The 16,334-nt window shown below is 70.4% G+C and carries 11 protein-coding genes; 4 read left to right on the forward strand and 7 right to left on the reverse strand.

Translation table 11 applies throughout. The annotated features are described in order from the left end of the window. Positions 1–19 precede the first annotated feature (19 nt). The 4 genes from AC1DCT_RS15475 to AC1DCT_RS15490 form a co-directional block, all read right to left on the reverse strand. Complete coding sequence (locus AC1DCT_RS15475) at positions 20–1,630, reverse strand: PucR family transcriptional regulator (protein ID WP_477430211.1); 1,611 nt, start codon at positions 1,628–1,630, stop codon at positions 20–22. Between the two features lie 103 nt (positions 1,631–1,733). Continuing rightward, entirely contained in the window at positions 1,734–2,843 is a 1,110-nt protein-coding gene (gene menC, locus AC1DCT_RS15480; protein ID WP_477430213.1) for an o-succinylbenzoate synthase, read from the reverse strand. Beyond that, positions 2,840–3,745, reverse strand: coding sequence for a GNAT family N-acetyltransferase (locus AC1DCT_RS15485; protein ID WP_477430215.1), 906 nt, complete (start codon positions 3,743–3,745; stop codon positions 2,840–2,842). The genes menC and AC1DCT_RS15485 overlap by 4 nt, the downstream gene beginning before the upstream one ends. Next, entirely contained in the window at positions 3,742–4,899 is a 1,158-nt protein-coding gene (locus AC1DCT_RS15490; RefSeq protein WP_477430217.1) for a M20 family metallopeptidase, read from the reverse strand. Before AC1DCT_RS15490 ends, AC1DCT_RS15485 begins: the two co-directional genes overlap by 4 nt. Before the next feature lie 622 nt (positions 4,900–5,521). Between AC1DCT_RS15490 and AC1DCT_RS15495 the strand changes: the two genes are divergently transcribed. Both AC1DCT_RS15495 and AC1DCT_RS15500 read left to right on the forward strand, forming a co-directional pair. Further along, complete coding sequence (locus tag AC1DCT_RS15495) at positions 5,522–7,441, forward strand: ABC transporter ATP-binding protein (protein ID WP_477430219.1); 1,920 nt, start codon at positions 5,522–5,524, stop codon at positions 7,439–7,441. After that, on the forward strand, positions 7,438–9,246 hold the full coding sequence (locus AC1DCT_RS15500; protein WP_477430221.1) for an ABC transporter ATP-binding protein: 1,809 nt from the start codon (positions 7,438–7,440) through the stop codon (positions 9,244–9,246). The genes AC1DCT_RS15495 and AC1DCT_RS15500 overlap by 4 nt, the downstream gene beginning before the upstream one ends. Before the next feature lie 131 nt (positions 9,247–9,377). Here the strand turns inward: AC1DCT_RS15500 and AC1DCT_RS15505 are convergent, their stop codons facing one another. Beyond that, on the reverse strand, positions 9,378–9,875 hold the full coding sequence (locus tag AC1DCT_RS15505; RefSeq protein WP_477430223.1) for an endonuclease domain-containing protein: 498 nt from the start codon (positions 9,873–9,875) through the stop codon (positions 9,378–9,380). 637 nt (positions 9,876–10,512) lie between these two features. Here AC1DCT_RS15505 and AC1DCT_RS15510 point away from each other — a divergent pair. Further along, on the forward strand, positions 10,513–11,355 hold the full coding sequence (locus AC1DCT_RS15510; protein ID WP_477430225.1) for a hypothetical protein: 843 nt from the start codon (positions 10,513–10,515) through the stop codon (positions 11,353–11,355). A gap of 271 nt (positions 11,356–11,626) precedes the next feature. Here the strand turns inward: AC1DCT_RS15510 and AC1DCT_RS15515 are convergent, their stop codons facing one another. Then, complete coding sequence (locus AC1DCT_RS15515) at positions 11,627–12,079, reverse strand: GNAT family N-acetyltransferase (RefSeq protein WP_440733501.1); 453 nt, start codon at positions 12,077–12,079, stop codon at positions 11,627–11,629. A gap of 247 nt (positions 12,080–12,326) precedes the next feature. Between AC1DCT_RS15515 and AC1DCT_RS15520 the strand changes: the two genes are divergently transcribed. Continuing rightward, positions 12,327–14,546 (forward strand): NADP-dependent isocitrate dehydrogenase, encoded by a 2,220-nt coding sequence (locus tag AC1DCT_RS15520; protein ID WP_477430227.1) that lies wholly within the window; start codon positions 12,327–12,329, stop codon positions 14,544–14,546. Positions 14,547–14,693: 147 nt separating this feature from the next. Here the strand turns inward: AC1DCT_RS15520 and AC1DCT_RS15525 are convergent, their stop codons facing one another. Further along, positions 14,694–16,172: a L,D-transpeptidase family protein gene (locus AC1DCT_RS15525; RefSeq protein WP_441978274.1), complete on the reverse strand. Its 1,479-nt coding sequence runs from the start codon at positions 16,170–16,172 to the stop codon at positions 14,694–14,696. Positions 16,173–16,334: the final 162 nt, after the last annotated feature.

The raw sequence follows: 16,334 nt of genomic DNA on the forward strand, positions 1-16,334 counted from the left end.
CGCTGACCCGCGGTGCGGGTCAGCGTTCGGGGTTGATGGCCCGCAGCCGCAGCTGCATCATCGCGCCGAAACGGGCGTTCGGGTCGTCGAGGTCGATCCGGCCGACCTCCGCCACGCGTCGCAGGCGGTAGCGGAAGGTGTTGGGGTGGACGAAGCTCGCGGCGGCGGCGACTCCGACGTCTCCGAACGCGTCGAGCCAGGCCGCGAGCGTCTCGGTGAGGCTGCTGCCGTGCGTCTCGTCGTAGGCGAGCAGGCGTGCGAGCGGTCCGGAGGGGATGTCCCGCGCCGGACCGGCCAGCTCCAGCAACAGGGCCTCGGCGTGCACCTCGTCGAGGCGGGCCACCTGCCGGTCCACGATCCCGGCACGCAGCACACGCAGCGCGCGATCCGCGCTCGCACGCGAACGGGGGAGGAGGGCCGTCTCGGCGACCACGATCCCGACGCCGATGAGCGGCCGCAGCGCGGAGCGCATCCGGCCGAGGAACTCCGTCGCCACGCGCACCGCGCTGTCGCCCTCGTCGTCTGTGTCCGCCGCGGACGCGAGTGGCAGCACGCCGTAGGCGACATCGCCGACGAGCCCCGAAACCGAGCGCGGGTGCGCGAACGACAGGTGCACCGCGAACGCGTCCGCCACGCGCTTGCGCTCCGCGGCGAGACGTGCGTGCGGGAGCTGCTCGGCGGCAGGATCGTGCAGGGTCAACGCGAGCACGACGCAGGGTTCCTCGTGCAGACCGAGATTGTGCACGGCCTCGCCCGCGGAGGGACCGCCGCCGAGCGCGGTGCGCAGGAGCTCAGCGCGCAGCCGGCGCTCCACATCCGCGTCCGTGCGCTGCCACACCATGTGCATGGCGACGAGCTTCGCGGCGTCGTGCAGCGACGCGCTCCGCTCGGCGGTGAGCGAGCCCGCCGTCCAGATCGTGCCGAGCACCTCATCCCCTGCACGCACCGCGATCGCGGTGCGCATCTCGTCACCGGCAGAACCCGTGGCGACCTCGACGGGCCATTCGCTCCGGGCGATCTGCGCGAGAGCTCCGCTCTCCTCCAGCGCCCGCACGTCCTGCGGCGGCAGCGGACGTGCACGGATGCCCGGAGCGCGCTGCTGCTCCGGGCCGTTCGAGAAGGCCAGCAGCTGCGCGTTGCGGTCCTCGATCGTGACCGGCGATTCCAGGAGTGCGGCGATCGCATCCGCCACGGCGAACAGATCACCCGCGAGGATTCCCCCGAACGTGACCGGCCGCGCCTCGTCCGGATCACCCGGCGTCATCAGGGAGCGGAGCATGCCGGCCAGGTGCGCCCACGTGGTACCGGTATTCAATGCCAGCACCACGACGCCCGTGGCCTCCGCCTCGGCGCGCAGCGCGTCATCGGCGGTGAACGGCGCGCGCACCACGAGGGCGGTGACCCCGGCCTGCGCGAGCAGCGGGAGCAGATGCCGCACGAGCGCCGGGTCTTCCATACCGACGCCCATTACGAGCGAGTTGCGCGGGGCGTCGGGCTCGTCACGGGGATCGTGGATCACGATCGCCTCGATCGTGCGCTCCGGGGAGGCCATTCCGCAGACGACGGTGAGCAGGGTAGTGTCGAGCGCCTCGAGCACGCGCACCAGGGTGACCTGCGGGCGGTGGTTCATCGACGGCACCTTCGCGACGCTAGCATGCGCCGACGGGGGTCCCGACGGGCCCGGCGCCGGCCTCCGTTCGCTCCCGCACGGGTGCCGACGTCCGCTCCGCCGGTCATGATGCGAGCGGGATCCATGCGCGGGAGACGGTCACCTCGTCGAGCACGGCGGCGTCGGGCGTGACGCCGATGCCGGGTCCCGTGGGCACGGTCATGTGTCCGTCCTCGAGCCGGAACGGCGGCGTCAGATCCGTGGCGTAGTAGCGCTCGGAGGCAGAGGTGTCGCCCGGCAGCGTGAAGCCGGGAAGGGCGGCGAGCGCGAGGTTGGCGGCGCGGCCGATCCCGGTCTCGAGCATTCCGCCGCACCACACCGGCATGCCGTGCGCGGCGCACAGGTCGTGGATCCGGCGGGACTCCAGGTACCCGCCCACGCGACCGGGCTTGATGTTCACGATGCGGCAGGCGCCGAGCTCGATCGCCTGCGCGGCGTGGGCGGCGGACAGGATCGACTCGTCCAGGCAGATCGGCGTGCTGATCCGCTGGGCGAGCATCGCGTGCCCTGCGAGGTCGTCGGCGGCGAGAGGTTGCTCGAGCAGCGACAGGTCGAACGCGTCCAGGTTCGCGAGGTGCTCCAGGTCGGCCCGGCCATAGGCGGCGTTCGCGTCGACCTGCAGCAGGATGTCGCCGAAGCGCTCACGCACGGCGCGCACGGGTTCCAGATCCCAGCCGTGCTCGATCTTGAGTTTGATCCGCACGTACCCGTCGGCGAGGTACCCCTCGACGGCGTCCAGGAGCGCGGGGATGGTCGGAGTGATGCCCACGGAGACGCCGCACGCGACCCGGTCCTTCACCGCGCCGAGGTGATAGGCGAGGGGCACGTCGCGCGCCCGGAGGTCGGCGTCCAGAATCGCCGTCTCGAGTGCGGCCTTGGCCTGACGGTGGCCCTTGAAAGGCGACAGGAGCCCGGCGACGCGATGCGGATCCACGTCGCCGTGCCCGTCGAATGCAGGTGCGAGCACGTCGGACAGCACCGCGGCGGCCGCCTGCGTGTACTCCGAGCTGTACAGCGGCAGCGCGCTCGCGCCGCACTCGCCCCAGCCCTCGGCGTCCGTGCCGACTGCTCGCACGAGCACCGCTTCGCGTACGGTCTCGGTGCCGAACGAGGTGCGGAACGGCGATACCAGCGGCATCCGAACCGTCCGGATCTCCACGCCGTCGAGCTTCATGACCTCTCCTGTCTGTCGATGATGTACCAGCCGGCCCGGTCGAAGCCGCGCACGGTGGCCCCGTCCGCGAGCAGCGCGCCCATGACGTCGCGCACCGCGAGGCGCCAGTCGGCGGCGCACCGCGGATCCGTCTCCCGCATGCCCTCGATGTCGGCTGGGATGCCGACCAGCACCGTGTCGGCCCCGAGTGCGCCGAGGCGAGGGGCGTTCGCGTGATCCGGCTGCACCGCGACGACGGCGCCGGCAGCGCGGGCCGCGGCGGCATCGACCAGGAGCGGGCGGTGCTCCGCCGCAGCGACGACCTGTGGGGAGCGCAGTTCCCAGCGCACCAGGATCCGATCGGTCTCGTCGTCGCGGTTGATGCTGTCGTCCAGGGCGCCGTAGAGGCGCGGCAGATAGGTGCCGACTGACGCGGCGAGCTTGCCGAGGTTGAAATGCGCGTTGCGGCGGATGAGGGGATCGTAGGTCCAAGTGATCGTGTCGACGTCGCGATGCAGGGCCCAGGCGCGCTGGTGCAGCTTCAGGGCGAAACCGAGATGCCGTCCCCGCACATGCGGGAGCGTGCCGGCGATATGGCTGTGCAGGGTGCGCGCGCCGGGCGGGCCGAAGAAGCCGAAGCAGGCGCCGACGAGCTCCGGTCTGTCACTGTGGTCGTCGAATGCGCCGGAGACGTAGTTGCCGGCCTGCACGAGGGCGCGCAGCAGGTCCGCGGTGACCGGAGGGTTGGTCGCGCCCGTGCGCCAGATGCCCTCGTACAGGGCGCGCACGGACGCGAGGTCGCGGACGTCGTCGAGCATCCGGATCCTCACGTCGGCCGAGGCCTCGGCGGCCGTGGCAGCGCGGTCGGCGCTCTCCGTGAGGGTGTCCCGTGCGGCGGTGGCGACGGCGATGGCGTCGTTCATCGGGCGCGAGCGACGATCGGGGCCGCCGCAGACGCGGCGGGGACGGGCCGGCCCGGCGGAGTCATGCGGATGTCGTCGATGAGCCCCGCCAGCAGCCGGACGCGGGGCTCCAGCTCGGCGATCAGCACGTGCTCGTGAGCGGCGTGCGCACCGCCGCCGACCGCGCCGAGGCCATCGAGCGTCGGCGTGCCCACGCCCGCGGTGAAGTTCCCGTCCGACGCCCCGCCGACGCTGATCCCGACGAGCGACGGCAGGGCGAGTCGGTCTGCGACACGCTGCGCCCGCCGGAACAGCTCGGCGGAGGATTCCGCGGCGAGGGGGGAGCGGTTGATTCCGCCATCGATCACGACGCGGGCGCCCTCGATCCGGGGAGCGAGGGCGAGCATCCCGGCGTGCACGCGCTCCTGCTCATCGGCCGAGAGCGCGCGGACGTCCACGGAGAACGACGCCCGTGCCGGCACCGTGTTCGTCGTCGTGCCGGAACTCGTCCGCGTCGGGGTGACGGTGGTCCCGGCGTCGCCATCGCCGAGCAGGGCCACCGCCTGCACCTGATGAGCGAGCTCAAGCGTCGCGTTCACGCCGAGCTCGGGATCGAGTCCGGCGTGCGAGGCTCGTCCCTGCACGGTGACCTCGTAGCGGGAGACCCCTTTGCGCGCGATCTTGAGCGCACCTCCGGGGCCGGCGGCCTCGAGCACGAGGGCCGCGGTCGAGGTGCGCGCCTCCTCCTCGATGAGCGCCCGGGACGTCGCCGATCCCGGTTCCTCGTCCCCCGTCACCAGCAGGGTGATCCCGGCCAGGTCGCCCAGCCGGCCGAGTGCGTGGAACGCGATCACGAGCCCCGCCTTCATGTCGAAGGATCCGGGTCCCGCCAGCGTCTCCTCGTCGGCCTCGGCCGGAAACTCGTCCAGGGAGCCGACGGGCCAGACGGTGTCGTGGTGGCCGAGCACGAGGATCCTCGGCTCGCCGGGGAAGCGCCAGCGCAGGTGGGCACGGCCGTCGATCATGATGCGCTCCGGCGCCGTACCGAGGCGGGTCGTACCCAGTTCGGCCACGGCGTCGGCGCTGCGGGCGACGGCGGCGAGGTCGTCGGACGGCGACTCGCAGCGGACGAGGCGCAGGATCTCCGCGACCATCGTCTCGACGGTTTCCGGCATGGCGGCTCCTTCGGAATCGGATCGTGCTCCCATCCTGCTGAGGCCCGCCGCCCGCCCGACTGTCCGCTCGACCGAAACCCGATGCCCCGGTTGATCCGATCCGACGATCGCTCCCCGGTCGTCCGGCGTACCGGCGCACCGATCGGGCCTCGCCGTGCCGACGGGGGCCAGCCGGATCCGGCGGATCGGGAATGGATGCGGCACTCGGGATGCTGCCCTCAGTACCGGAGAGCCGTGCGAGGGCGACGGCCCGGAATGGGTCCACGGTGACTGTGAGATCGGTTTCGGGAAAACGCTTGCGTTCAGGCGGTTCACAAACATAGGCTGGACGGCTGTCGCGTCAACCGACCGGCGGCCGTCGAACCGAGGAGGACACCATGCCCACGATCACCACTGCATCGTCGATCAGCGCTGTCGCCGGTTCGCCCCTCGCCCCGGCCGAGGACTGACTCGGATCCACCCGCTCACCGCGGTAACTCTGCGTCTTCTCGGACGTCTCGCGGCTCAGAGCCGCTGAAGCGCTCCGACCTCTCCGGCCCACCAGCCGCTCATCGCACGGATGTCTCGCATCCGCTCCTTCTCGTCCCCTGCCGTCCCTCCTGTCACGTAACTGCTGAGAATCATGTCTGAAGAATCCACGTCGTCCTCATCCGCCTCCACACTCTCCACGCCCCGCGCGCTCGCGCGCCTGGCGCCCTTCGTGAAGCCCGTCGCCTGGCGCCTCATCGGCGGTGGGGCCTCCGCCCTGGCCGCCGCCGTGATCGCGCTGTGCGTGCCGCTGCTGCTGCAGGTCGTGCTCGAGGGCCCCATCGCCACCGGCGAGATCAGCGCCATCATCTGGGGTGCGGTCGCCGTCACGGTGCTCGCCCTCGGCGAGGCGCTCATGGTGTGGCTGCGCCGCCAGTTCGTGCTGAACCCCGCCACCCAGGTGGAGTACCGCATGCGCACGCAGCTGTACTCGAATCTGCAGCGCCTGCCTGTCGCATTCCACGACCGCTGGCAGTCGGGCCAGCTGCTCAGCCGGATGATGCAGGACATCGGCCTGATCCGCCGCTGGCTCGCGTTCGGACTGGTGCTTCTCGTCGTCAACCTGCTCACCATCGTGATCGGCGCGGCGCTGCTGTTCCGCTGGCACTGGCTGCTCGGCACGATCTTCCTGATCACCGCCGTGCCGCTGTGGATCTCGGGCTTCCTGTTCGAGAAGCGCTACGGCGTGCTCACGCGGCGCAGCCAGGACCAGGCCGGCGACCTCGCCACCAGCGTCGAGGAGAGCGTGCACGGCATCCGCGTGCTCAAGGCTTTCGGACGCGGCAAGCACGCGCTCGTCAAGTTCGCGCGCCAGGCCGAGTCGCTGCGCGAGACCGAGCTGAGCAAGGCCCGCTCCGTGGGCTGGATCTGGTTCTGGCTCGTGCTCATGCCCGAGATCGCGTTCGCGCTCAACCTCGTGGCCGGCATCTGGCTGATCGCCCAGGGCGCCCTGAACGCGCCGGAGCTGTTCGCCTACTTCGCGATGGCGACCGTCCTGCGCTGGCCGATCGAGTCGATCGGCTTCCTGTTCTCGTTCATGCTCGACGCACGCACGGCCACCGATCGCGTGTTCGAGATCTACGACGAGCAGAACAACATCACGGATCCGGAGAGCCCGGTGAGCATCGCGGAGCCCCGGGGCGAACTCGCGTTCGAGGGGGCCCGCTTCCGCTACCAGGACGCCCGCCCGCACGAGCGCGATCTGCTCGACGGCATCGACCTGGTGCTGCGCCCCGGTGAGACCATGGCCCTGGTCGGCATCACCGGATCCGGCAAGACGACGCTCACGACCCTCCCGACGCGCCTGTACGACGTGACCGGCGGGCGCGTGACGCTCGACGGCGTGGACGTGCGCGACCTCACCCTGGCCGAGCTGCGCACGCACATCGCGATGGCGTTCGAGGACGCGACGCTGTTCTCGGCGACCGTGCGCGAGAACGTGCTGCTCGGCCGGGCGGACCTCGACATCCACAGCCCCGAGGCCGAGCAGGTGCTCCGGGAGGCGCTCGACGTCGCCCAGGCAGGATTCGTCGACACGCTCCCCGAGGGCGTGGAGACGATGATCGGCGAGGAGGGGCTGAGTCTGTCCGGCGGACAGCGTCAGCGCCTCGCGCTCGCCCGTGCCGTCGCGGCCAAGCCCAAGGTGCTCGTGCTGGACGATCCGCTCTCCGCGCTCGACGTCGACACCGAGGCGCTCGTCGAGGAGGCGCTGCGTCACGTGCTCGCCGAGACGACGGCCCTCATCGTCGCGCACCGCCCCTCCACGGTGGCCCTCGCCGATCGCGTCGCGCTGCTGCAGAACGGCAGGGTCACCGCCGTGGGCGCGCACTCGGAGCTGCTGCGAACGAGTGCGCACTACCGGCACGTGATCTCGAGCCTCGAGGCCGAGGAGGCTGCGCGCACGGGGACGATCCCCGTGATCCGGGAAGCAGCCCCGGGGGCTGCGTCCGCGGCCGAGGCGCTCGACGAGATCGCCCCCGATACCCACGCCCAGAACGAGGAGGTGCAGGCATGAGCGTCATCGGAACCCAGGACGAGGACCGCTCCGACCTCACGCATGAGGAGAGCCGCGCGATCCGCCGCCGCTCCCTGCGGCTGTTCGGATCCCTGATCGCGCCGCTCAAGGTGCAGATCACGCTCACCGCGCTGGTGCTGGTGGTCTCGACGGCGGCGCAGGTCGCGGGCCCCGCGCTGATCGCGTACGGGCTCAACACGGCGCTTCCGGCGGTGCTGAAGCATGCGGACTGGATGCCGACCATCGTGGTCGGCATCGCCTTCCTCGTGATCGGCGCGCTCGGATCCGCCCTGATCGGCTGGTACGCGGTGCTCACCGCCCGCATCACGCAGGCGGTGCTGCTGGATCTGCGCAAGCGCATGTTCCTGCACACGCAGCGGCTGAGCCTCGAGTTCCACGAGAGCTACACGTCGGGCCGGATCATCTCGCGCCAGACGAGCGACCTGGACTCCATCCGGGAACTGCTCGACGGCGGCCTCAACCAGCTCGTGTCGGGGCTGCTCTACGGCCTCTTCACGTTCATCGCGCTCGTGCTCGTGGACTGGGAGTCCGGCGTGGTCCTGGTGCTCGCCGGCATCCCGCTGGTGTACCTGATGCGCTGGTTCTACCAGCGCTCGCAGCTGGTGTACCGCGAGTCGCGGGTGATCAGCGCGAAGGTCATCGTGCAGTTCGTCGAGACCATGACCGGCATCCGCGCCGTGAAGGCGTTCCGCAAGGAGCCCCGCAACGACGTGTCCTTCCAGGAGGTCGCCGGTGACTACCGCGATGTGAACCGCCGCTCGATGCTGCTGTTCGGCACGTTCGAGCCGGGACTCATGGCGGTCGCGGCGCTCACCCTCGGCGTGGTCGTGGTGTGGGGCGGCGTCCGGATGGCGACCGGCGAGATCCAGGTCGGCATCCTGCTGGCCGCGGTGCTGTACGTGCGCAACTTCTTCGCGCCCATGCAGGAGATCGCGATGTTCCTGAACTCCTTCCAGTCCGCCACGGCGGCGCTGGAGAAGGTGTCGGGAGTGCTCGACGAGGTGCCCACGGTTCCGGATCCGCTCAAGGCGGTCGACCTCTGGGAGTCGAAGGGGCATGTGCGCTTCGATGATGTCGAGTTCGGGTACGCCCAGGACCGGGTGATCCTTCCCGACTTCTCCCTGGACATCCCGGCCGGGCAGACGATCGCGCTGGTCGGCACGACCGGTGCGGGAAAGTCGACCCTGGCGAAGCTCGTGTCGCGCTTCTACGACCCGACCGCCGGCGCGGTGACCCTCGACGGTGTGGATCTGCGCGATCTGCATCCGAAGGACCTGCGCCGCGCGATCGTCATGGTGACGCAGGAGGCCTACCTGTTCAGCGGCACGGTCGCCGACAACATCGCGCTCGGCAAGCCCGACGCGACGATGGAGGAGATCCGGGCCGCCGCGCGGGCCGTGGGCGCCGATGCGTTCATCGACTCGCTTCCGGACGGGTACGAGACCGACGTGAACAAGCGCGGCGGACGCGTCTCGGCCGGGCAGCGTCAGCTGATCTCGTTCGCGCGGGCCTTCCTCGCAGACCCCGCCGTGCTGATCCTCGATGAGGCGACCGCTTCGCTGGACATCCCGTCGGAGCGGCTGATCCAGGACGCGCTGCAGACGCTGCTCGCCGACCGCACCGCGATCATCATCGCGCACCGCCTGTCGACGGTCGCGATCGCCGATCGAGTGCTGGTCATGGAGCACGGCCGCATCATCGAGGACGACGCTCCCGACGTCCTCATCGCCGGCACGGGCAAGTTCGCGCAGCTGCATGCCGCGTGGCAGCAGACGCTGGTGTAGTCGCTCGAGCGCCGCGACTCTGCAGGACGTCTGCGTCTCTGCAGGACGGATCCGGATGGATTCTCCTGCAGAGACGCAGTCGTCCTTCTTCGTTGTCTGCTGATCGGAGTGCATGGTCGGAGCAATTCGATTCACGCGTGGAACGGGGCGAGATGCGCGCCGCGGGTGATCGCTGCAACGAGGATCCGCTCGACGTTGTGCCAGTCGTACAAGATCTGCGCGTAGGAGAAGCGGAGCACGGTGTAGCCGCGCAGGCGCAGCTCGGCGTCGTGCGCGATGTCGCGTGTGCGGTCCGCCGATGACGAGTGGTACGCCCAGCCATCGACCTGGACCACGAGGTGCGTCCCGATGACGAAGTCCACATCGTGGCCGGCGAGGTGTACTTGGAAGCGCAGGCGTACGCCCCAACCGCTCAGCCGCACGTGGAAGATCGTCTCGAGCGAAGACCCTGTGTCCCCGCGAACGTGCTCGAGGACGCGACGCGCGGCTGAGCTGCGCCAGCCCACCTGTCTCAGCGATTCCAGCGTCATGGCCTCCCTGCGGATCGCCGACTCCCAGATGGCCGTCGCGTGGTCGAGGTCGAAGCACGCCGCGGCGTGGGCGAGTGCGTCTTCGAAGGACGCTTCCAATGATCGAGGCCGGCGGGGGCCGAGTGGCTTCGTCCAGTGGGCCCGCAACCCGACATCCCGGATCGATTCATGTGCGGGAAGGTGCAGATGCAGCATCTCCTCGGTGTCGGGCGGCACCCACCATCCCCGTCGTCGTGCAAGGGACACGCACGTGACCGCGCCTCCGGCCTCGGCCGCTCGCACCAGATCCACCGGAGCCGAGGGGATGGCGATCCACCGGGCGCGGATGCGCTGCACTCCGCCCCGCGGATGGCGGCTCGCACGCGGGGAGGGGCGAATCCCGCGGCCGCGGCATCGTCACGGTGCCCGATGCCATCACGATGAGAGAGCCAGGTGAGCAGGTCCATGCCGACAGCCTGCAATGCGGCTTCAGTGCGGGAGAGCCGGTCTGCGGAACCGGGGTGGAGATCGCGTCCGCACGCAGTTGTGGAGGACGAGCTCCCACTCTGCAGACGGAACGAGATCCGCCACACGTTTTGCAGGACGCCCGCAACTCTGCAGGATGGATCCGGAGGATCTGACCTGTGGAAATGCAAATGCCCTGCGGAGTTGCGAACGCCGCGTTCCCGAGCGGAGAGCTCGGGGCGGCCGGATCCGTGGGCGATGTGCGCGTATCGCGGATCTGTAGGCTCGAGGCGTGGATCCGTTCTGGGCCTTCGCCGCGGAGTTCTGGTGGACCGCACCGGTCGTCGCCGGGGCGGGGGCGGTGAGCGTGCTCGGTGCACGCCGCGGGGCCGCCAGGGGACGCCGGCTGGGCTACGACGCCGCGCGCCTCGACCTGCAGGCCGCGCAGCGGGTCGCGACGGAAGCGCGCCTCCGGGTGCGGGTCGCGCGGGCCGAGCTCGCGGGCCTCGTCGCGGGGCGGGCGGCGGGATCCGCGCACGCGGCCGAGGTGGCCGATGCCCGGCGCGCCCTGCGCGAGGCCGAGACGGGCGCCAGAGCCGCGGCGGCCTCGGTGCGGGCGCGACGAGCGCAGGCCGAGGCGGCGCGGGCGGACCTGGCGCTGAACGCGGATCCGCGGCGTCGTCCGCTGCCGCGCGCGATGGCGGCGCATGACGCGGTCGTGGCGCGCTGGATGGCCTACGAGACGGATCCGGCGAAGCTCATCGCATACCCCACCATCGGCGACGCCCGCGATCCGTCCACCGCCGCGTTCCTGCTCGCGATGGACGAGGCGCGGCAGGCGCGCCCGGATCCTGCCCGCCGCGTCGCCCCGGCCGAGTTCGGCGCCTACCGCGACGCGGTGGCCCGCCTCGAGCGCGCGTTCGACCTCGCCGAGCGCGACGCGCATGCCCGTGCCGAGGGCAGGGACCCGGAGCGCGAGCGCGTATCGCGCGGGACCGGATGGCAGGACACCGCCCAGCACGTGATCGCGCTGTCGGCCGAGGCTCTGGATCGGGCGGCCGATGCGGCGGCCTCGGCGATCGCCGCGTGGAACGCACGCGAGCGCGGACCGAAGCCGCGCAACCAGAACGACTGAGCGCGCGCGAAGCGATGCGTTCGGAGTGCGTTCCCGCTTCCGCAGGATGTGTCGGTCGGATCCGTCCGTCAGAGTCGCGGATGCCCTGCGGAGTCGACGATGACAGGCGATGACAGGCAACGGTCCACAGGGCGGCGACGTCCGGTTCGCCTGCTCATCGGGGAGAGAAGACGACGGGGCTTCGATGGGGGAGGGGATTCGAAACCCCGCCGCCGATCACAGCGTACGCGTGTCGCGGGCGCGCCGGGGTGCAGAACCGGGCGCGCCGGGGTCAGAAGCGGATCTCTGCGATGACTTCGGCGTATTCGGTCTGGCCGACCGGCGTGAAACCGACGCGTTCGAAGAACGCCTCGGGGCCTCCCGTGCCCGCCTCGTAGATCACGTTCAGGTGCTGGAAGCCGCGTGCACGGGCCTCGGCAATGAGGCTCTCCACGGCGAACCGGCCGACGCCGCGCCCCTGGTCGTCGGCGTCCACGTTGATGCGCCACAGCACGGAGCGGAAGTGCTCCTCCGGGGCATCGGGATCGAAGTTGGCGCTGACGAAGCCGACGACCTCGTCGCCGTCCAGCACGACCCGCTGCCAGCTCGTCTGCGGATTCATGACGGTCGCTGCGATCCCGTACGAGACGGGCGCGAGGTACTGCTCCTGCCCGGGCTTGAGGGAGAGGTTGTTGACGGCGACGATCGTCGCCGCGGACAGTTCGACCAGTCGCAGTTCCGTCATGGACAACAGGCTAAACCCTGGATGGGCCTCGTGACGGTCCGAGCCGAAACGTGGGGATAAGTTCATCTGCGCGGCACCGGGCGTGCGGATGGGGCCGGGCGCACGCGCGTGCAGGAACCGACGAACCTCGCTCGGGAACCGACCGAGGGCAGGTATCTTGGTATCGAGACAAATCCGCGCGATACCCCGCGCGCGCATCGCGCGAGGCCGCTGTCTGAAACCCTTCCTGCGTGAAACGGAGACCCCGGTGACCGACGACGCCATCATCTACACCTACACGGACGAGGCGCCGGCACTGGCCACCGCCTCACTGCTGCCGATCGTCCAGGCCTACGCCCACCAGGCGGGCGTCGACATCGAGACCCGCGACATCTCGCTCGCAGGTCGGATCCTCGCGACGTTCCCGGAGCGCCTGAGCGCCGGCCAGGCCGTGGGCGACGCGCTCGCCGAACTCGGCGGGCTCGCTACGACGCCCGAGGCGAACATCATCAAGCTCCCGAACATCTCGGCCTCCATCCCGCAGCTCAAGGCGGCGATCGCCGAGCTGCAGAAGCAGGGCTTCGACGTCCCGGACTACCCGGACGACGCGACGACGGTCGAGGAGAAGGACATCCGCGCCCGGTACGACCGCATCAAGGGCTCCGCCGTGAACCCGGTGCTGCGCGAGGGCAACAGCGACCGCCGCGCCCCGCTCGCGGTGAAGAACTACGCGAAGAAGCACCCGCACCGCAACAAGGCCTTCGCCGCCGGATCCAAGACGCATGTCGCGACGCTCGGACACGACGACTTCAAGGCGAACGAGCGCAGCTGGGTCTCCCCGGGCGATGACGTGCTCACCATCCAGCACGTCTCCGCCGACGGGCAGGTCACCGTCCTCAAGGAGAACCTCAAGGTCCTCCCGGGCGAGATCGTCGATGCGACCTTCCTGAACGCCGCGGCCCTCGACGCCTTCCTCGCCGAGACCCTCGCCGAGGCGAAGGCGGAAGACGTGCTCTACTCGGTGCACCTCAAGGCGACGATGATGAAGGTCTCGGATCCGATCATCTTCGGCCACGTCGTGCGCGCCTACTTCGCGGACGTCTTCGCCCAGTACGGCGACAAGCTCGCCGCGGCGGGCCTGACCGCCAACGACGGGCTCGGTTCCATCCTCGCCGGACTCGCCGGCATCGAGGGCGGCGAGGAGATCGCGGCGGCATTCGCGGCGGCGATGGAGAACGGCCCGCGCCTGAGCTACGTCAACTCGGACAAGGGCATCACCAACCTGCACGTCCCGAGCGACGTGATCGTCGACGCCTCGATGCCCGCCCTCGTCCGCAACGGGGGCAAGCTCTGGGGCAAGGATGGCGGAGAGGACGACACCCTCGCCGTCATCCCGGACTCGTCGTACGCCGGCGTCTACCAGGCCACGATCGAGGATGTCATCGCGAACGGCCCGCTGGACCCGGCGACGATCGGGACCGTGCCGAACGTCGGCCTCATGGCCCAGGCGGCCGAGGAGTACGGCAGCCACGACAAGACCTTCGAGATCGCCGCCGACGGGCGCGTCCAGGTCCTCACCTCGGCGGGCGATGTCGTGCTGGAGCACGAGGTGCACGCGGGCGACATCTGGCGCGCCACGCAGACCAAGGACGTCCCCGTGCGCGACTGGGTCAAGCTCGCCGTCAGCCGAGCCCGCGCCACCGGAGCGCCCGCCGTCTTCTGGCTGAACCCGGAGCGCTCGCACGACGCCGCGCTCATCGCCAAGGTGACCGAGTACCTCAAGGACTACGACACCGACGGCCTGACGATCGAGATCCTCACCCCGGAGGAGGCGACGCGCTATTCGCTCGCCCGGATGCGCAAGGGCGAGGACACCATCTCGGTCACGGGCAACGTGCTGCGCGACTACCTCACCGACCTGTTCCCGATCCTCGAGGTCGGCACCAGCGCGAAGATGCTGAGCATCGTCCCGCTGCTCGCCGGCGGCGGGCTGTTCGAGACCGGTGCGGGTGGATCCGCCCCGAAGCACGTGCAGCAGCTCGTCGAGGAGAACTACCTGCGGTGGGACTCGCTGGGTGAGTTCTTCGCGCTCGCCGCGTCGTTCGAGCACTTCGCCGACCGCACGGGCAACGCCAAGGCCGCGATCCTGGCGAAGACGCTCGACGCCGCGACGGGCACGTTCCTCGAGAACGACCGTTCGCCGGGCCGCGCTCTCGGCACGATCGACAACCGCGGCAGCCACTTCTACCTCGCCCTGTACTGGGCGCAGGAGCTGGCGAAGCAGACCGAGGACGCCGAGCTCGCGGCCGCGTTCGCGCCGGTCGCCGCCGCGCTCGCCGCGGATGAGGAGCGCATCGTCTCCGAGCTCACCGCGGTGCAGGGCAAGCCTGCCGAGATCGGCGGCTACTACCGCCCCGACGGCGCCCTCGTGGCGAAGATCATGCGTCCGTCGGCGACGCTGAACGCGGTCATCGACGGCCTGAGCTGACAGCACGACGAAGGGGGCGGATGCTGCGGCATCCGCCCCCTTCGTCATTCCGTCCGGCGAGCCGTCGCATCGCGTCGCGCCGGGCACGAGAAGGGGCCCGCCGCGCGATGCGACGAGCCCCGTCCGGACGAGAGATCCGGATCCGGATCAGTAGTGCACGTTGACCTCGGTGCCCTGCGGGCTCCAGTCGAACAGCCACTCGGCGCGCCACTCCGGCATGCCGACGCAGCCGTGGCTCATCGGGCTGCCCCAGTTGTCGTGCCAGTACACGCCGTGCAGGGCCTCGTCACCGTTGAAGTACATGATCCACTTGACGTCGGGCTGGTAGTAGTACGGCGCCTTGGTGAGGTCGGTGTTGCCCATGTTCTGGGTCTCGAGCTTCCAGTTCACCGCGAACGACCCGGTGTGCGTCGCGAAGCCCTCGCGGCCCGAGGAGACCAACCAGGAGTCGACCACGTTGCCGTTCTCGGTGACCGTCACGGTCTCGGTGCTGAGGTTGACGTCGATCTTGCGCAGCAGCGTCGTGGAGCTGAAGGGCGTGTCTGTGACCGGGAGAGTGAGGGTGCCGTTGCCCTTCGCGATCTGCGCGGCGAACGTCGCCGCCGCCCCCGACATGTCACCGAGCTGGCGGCCGGTCACACCGGGGGTGATGTCGGCGAGCACCTCGCCCGAGGAGTTCACGACCGTGGTGGCGTTGACAGGCGCGCGGTTGACCGTCGCCGCGAGCGTGTCGATGCTCTTCTGGATGGCGGTACGATCCGCGGTGATCGCGAGCTTGCCGTCGTCGGGCGTGAGGGTGAGCCAGCTGGCGGCTGTGGCCGGGTCCACGGGGACCGTGCGCTCCGTGCCGACGTAGAAGCCGATCGTGGAGAGCAGGGTGTTGAGCTCGGTGACCGTGGCGGCGGCGGTCTTATCGCTGATGGCGGGGGCGACCGGCGCCGCGTTCGCCTCGAACGTGAGCGAGCTGCGCCCCTTCTCGGCGGCTGACGAGATCGCCGCCGTGAGGGCCTTGAGGTCGATGCCGGAACCGTCCTTCGCGGGAGTCGCCGCGTAGCCGGTGCCGTGGAAGGCGACCGTGGCATCGGTGGCGTCCCGATAGACCGTGGGGACCTGCGCGCGCAGCGCGTGTTCGGCGGCGCGCTCGTCGAGGGTGATGGTGCCGGGGATCGGGGCGGACATCCAGCTCGTGATGTTCCACATCGGGCGCTCGGCGAAGGCCTTGTCGGCGAGCTTGGTCGCGTCGACATGCGCGCCCAGGTCGGATCCGCTGACGTGCTTGCCGTCGCCCTCGCCGGTCAGTGTCACCTGCATGGCGCCGATGTGGTTGCTGACGGCCTCTGCCGCGGCGCCGGGCGTCATTCCGCCGACCTGCACACCGGCGATCGCGGTGCCGGGGGCGATGAGGATCGTCGACGCGGCGCCCAGGCCCAGGACGAGCACGCCGAGGCCGATGCCGACCCAGCGGCCGACGTGGCGCTTCTTGCGCGGAGGCTCATCGGCGGGCGCCCACTCCACAGGGCGATCGCCCGCGCCGTCTCCGGCGGCGGCCTCTGCGGTCGCATCCGTGCCGTCGACGATCGTGTTCTCCTCGGTCGGAGCCCCCGCTGCCGTCACCAGATCCGTCACGTGCACACCCCCCTTGCCCTTCAGCGTTGTCAGTCTTTCAAGGATACGGGATGCCATATCACAAAACGGCAACGGAAGCACATGGACGGACGGAGGTGCGCGGGATCAGCGGCCCCGGGGCCTCGTCGTACAGCGCCGCGCGCGGGAAAACTTGGGGTGAAC

This window comes from Microbacterium sp. 10L49, from assembly GCF_056395125.1.

Bases quoted from the DNA above. Each gene is read 5' to 3' on its own strand.
- AC1DCT_RS15475 (WP_477430211.1), bottom strand. From the start codon at position 1,630: ATGAACCACCGCCCGCAGGTCACCCTGGTGCGCGTGCTCGAGGCGCTC.
- menC (WP_477430213.1), bottom strand. From the start codon at position 2,843: ATGAAGCTCGACGGCGTGGAGATCCGGACGGTTCGGATGCCGCTGGTA.
- AC1DCT_RS15485 (WP_477430215.1), bottom strand. From the start codon at position 3,745: ATGAACGACGCCATCGCCGTCGCCACCGCCGCACGGGACACCCTCACG.
- AC1DCT_RS15490 (WP_477430217.1), bottom strand. From the start codon at position 4,899: ATGCCGGAAACCGTCGAGACGATGGTCGCGGAGATCCTGCGCCTCGTC.
- AC1DCT_RS15495 (WP_477430219.1), top strand. From the start codon at position 5,522: ATGTCTGAAGAATCCACGTCGTCCTCATCCGCCTCCACACTCTCCACG.
- AC1DCT_RS15500 (WP_477430221.1), top strand. From the start codon at position 7,438: ATGAGCGTCATCGGAACCCAGGACGAGGACCGCTCCGACCTCACGCAT.
- AC1DCT_RS15515 (WP_440733501.1), bottom strand. From the start codon at position 12,079: ATGACGGAACTGCGACTGGTCGAACTGTCCGCGGCGACGATCGTCGCC.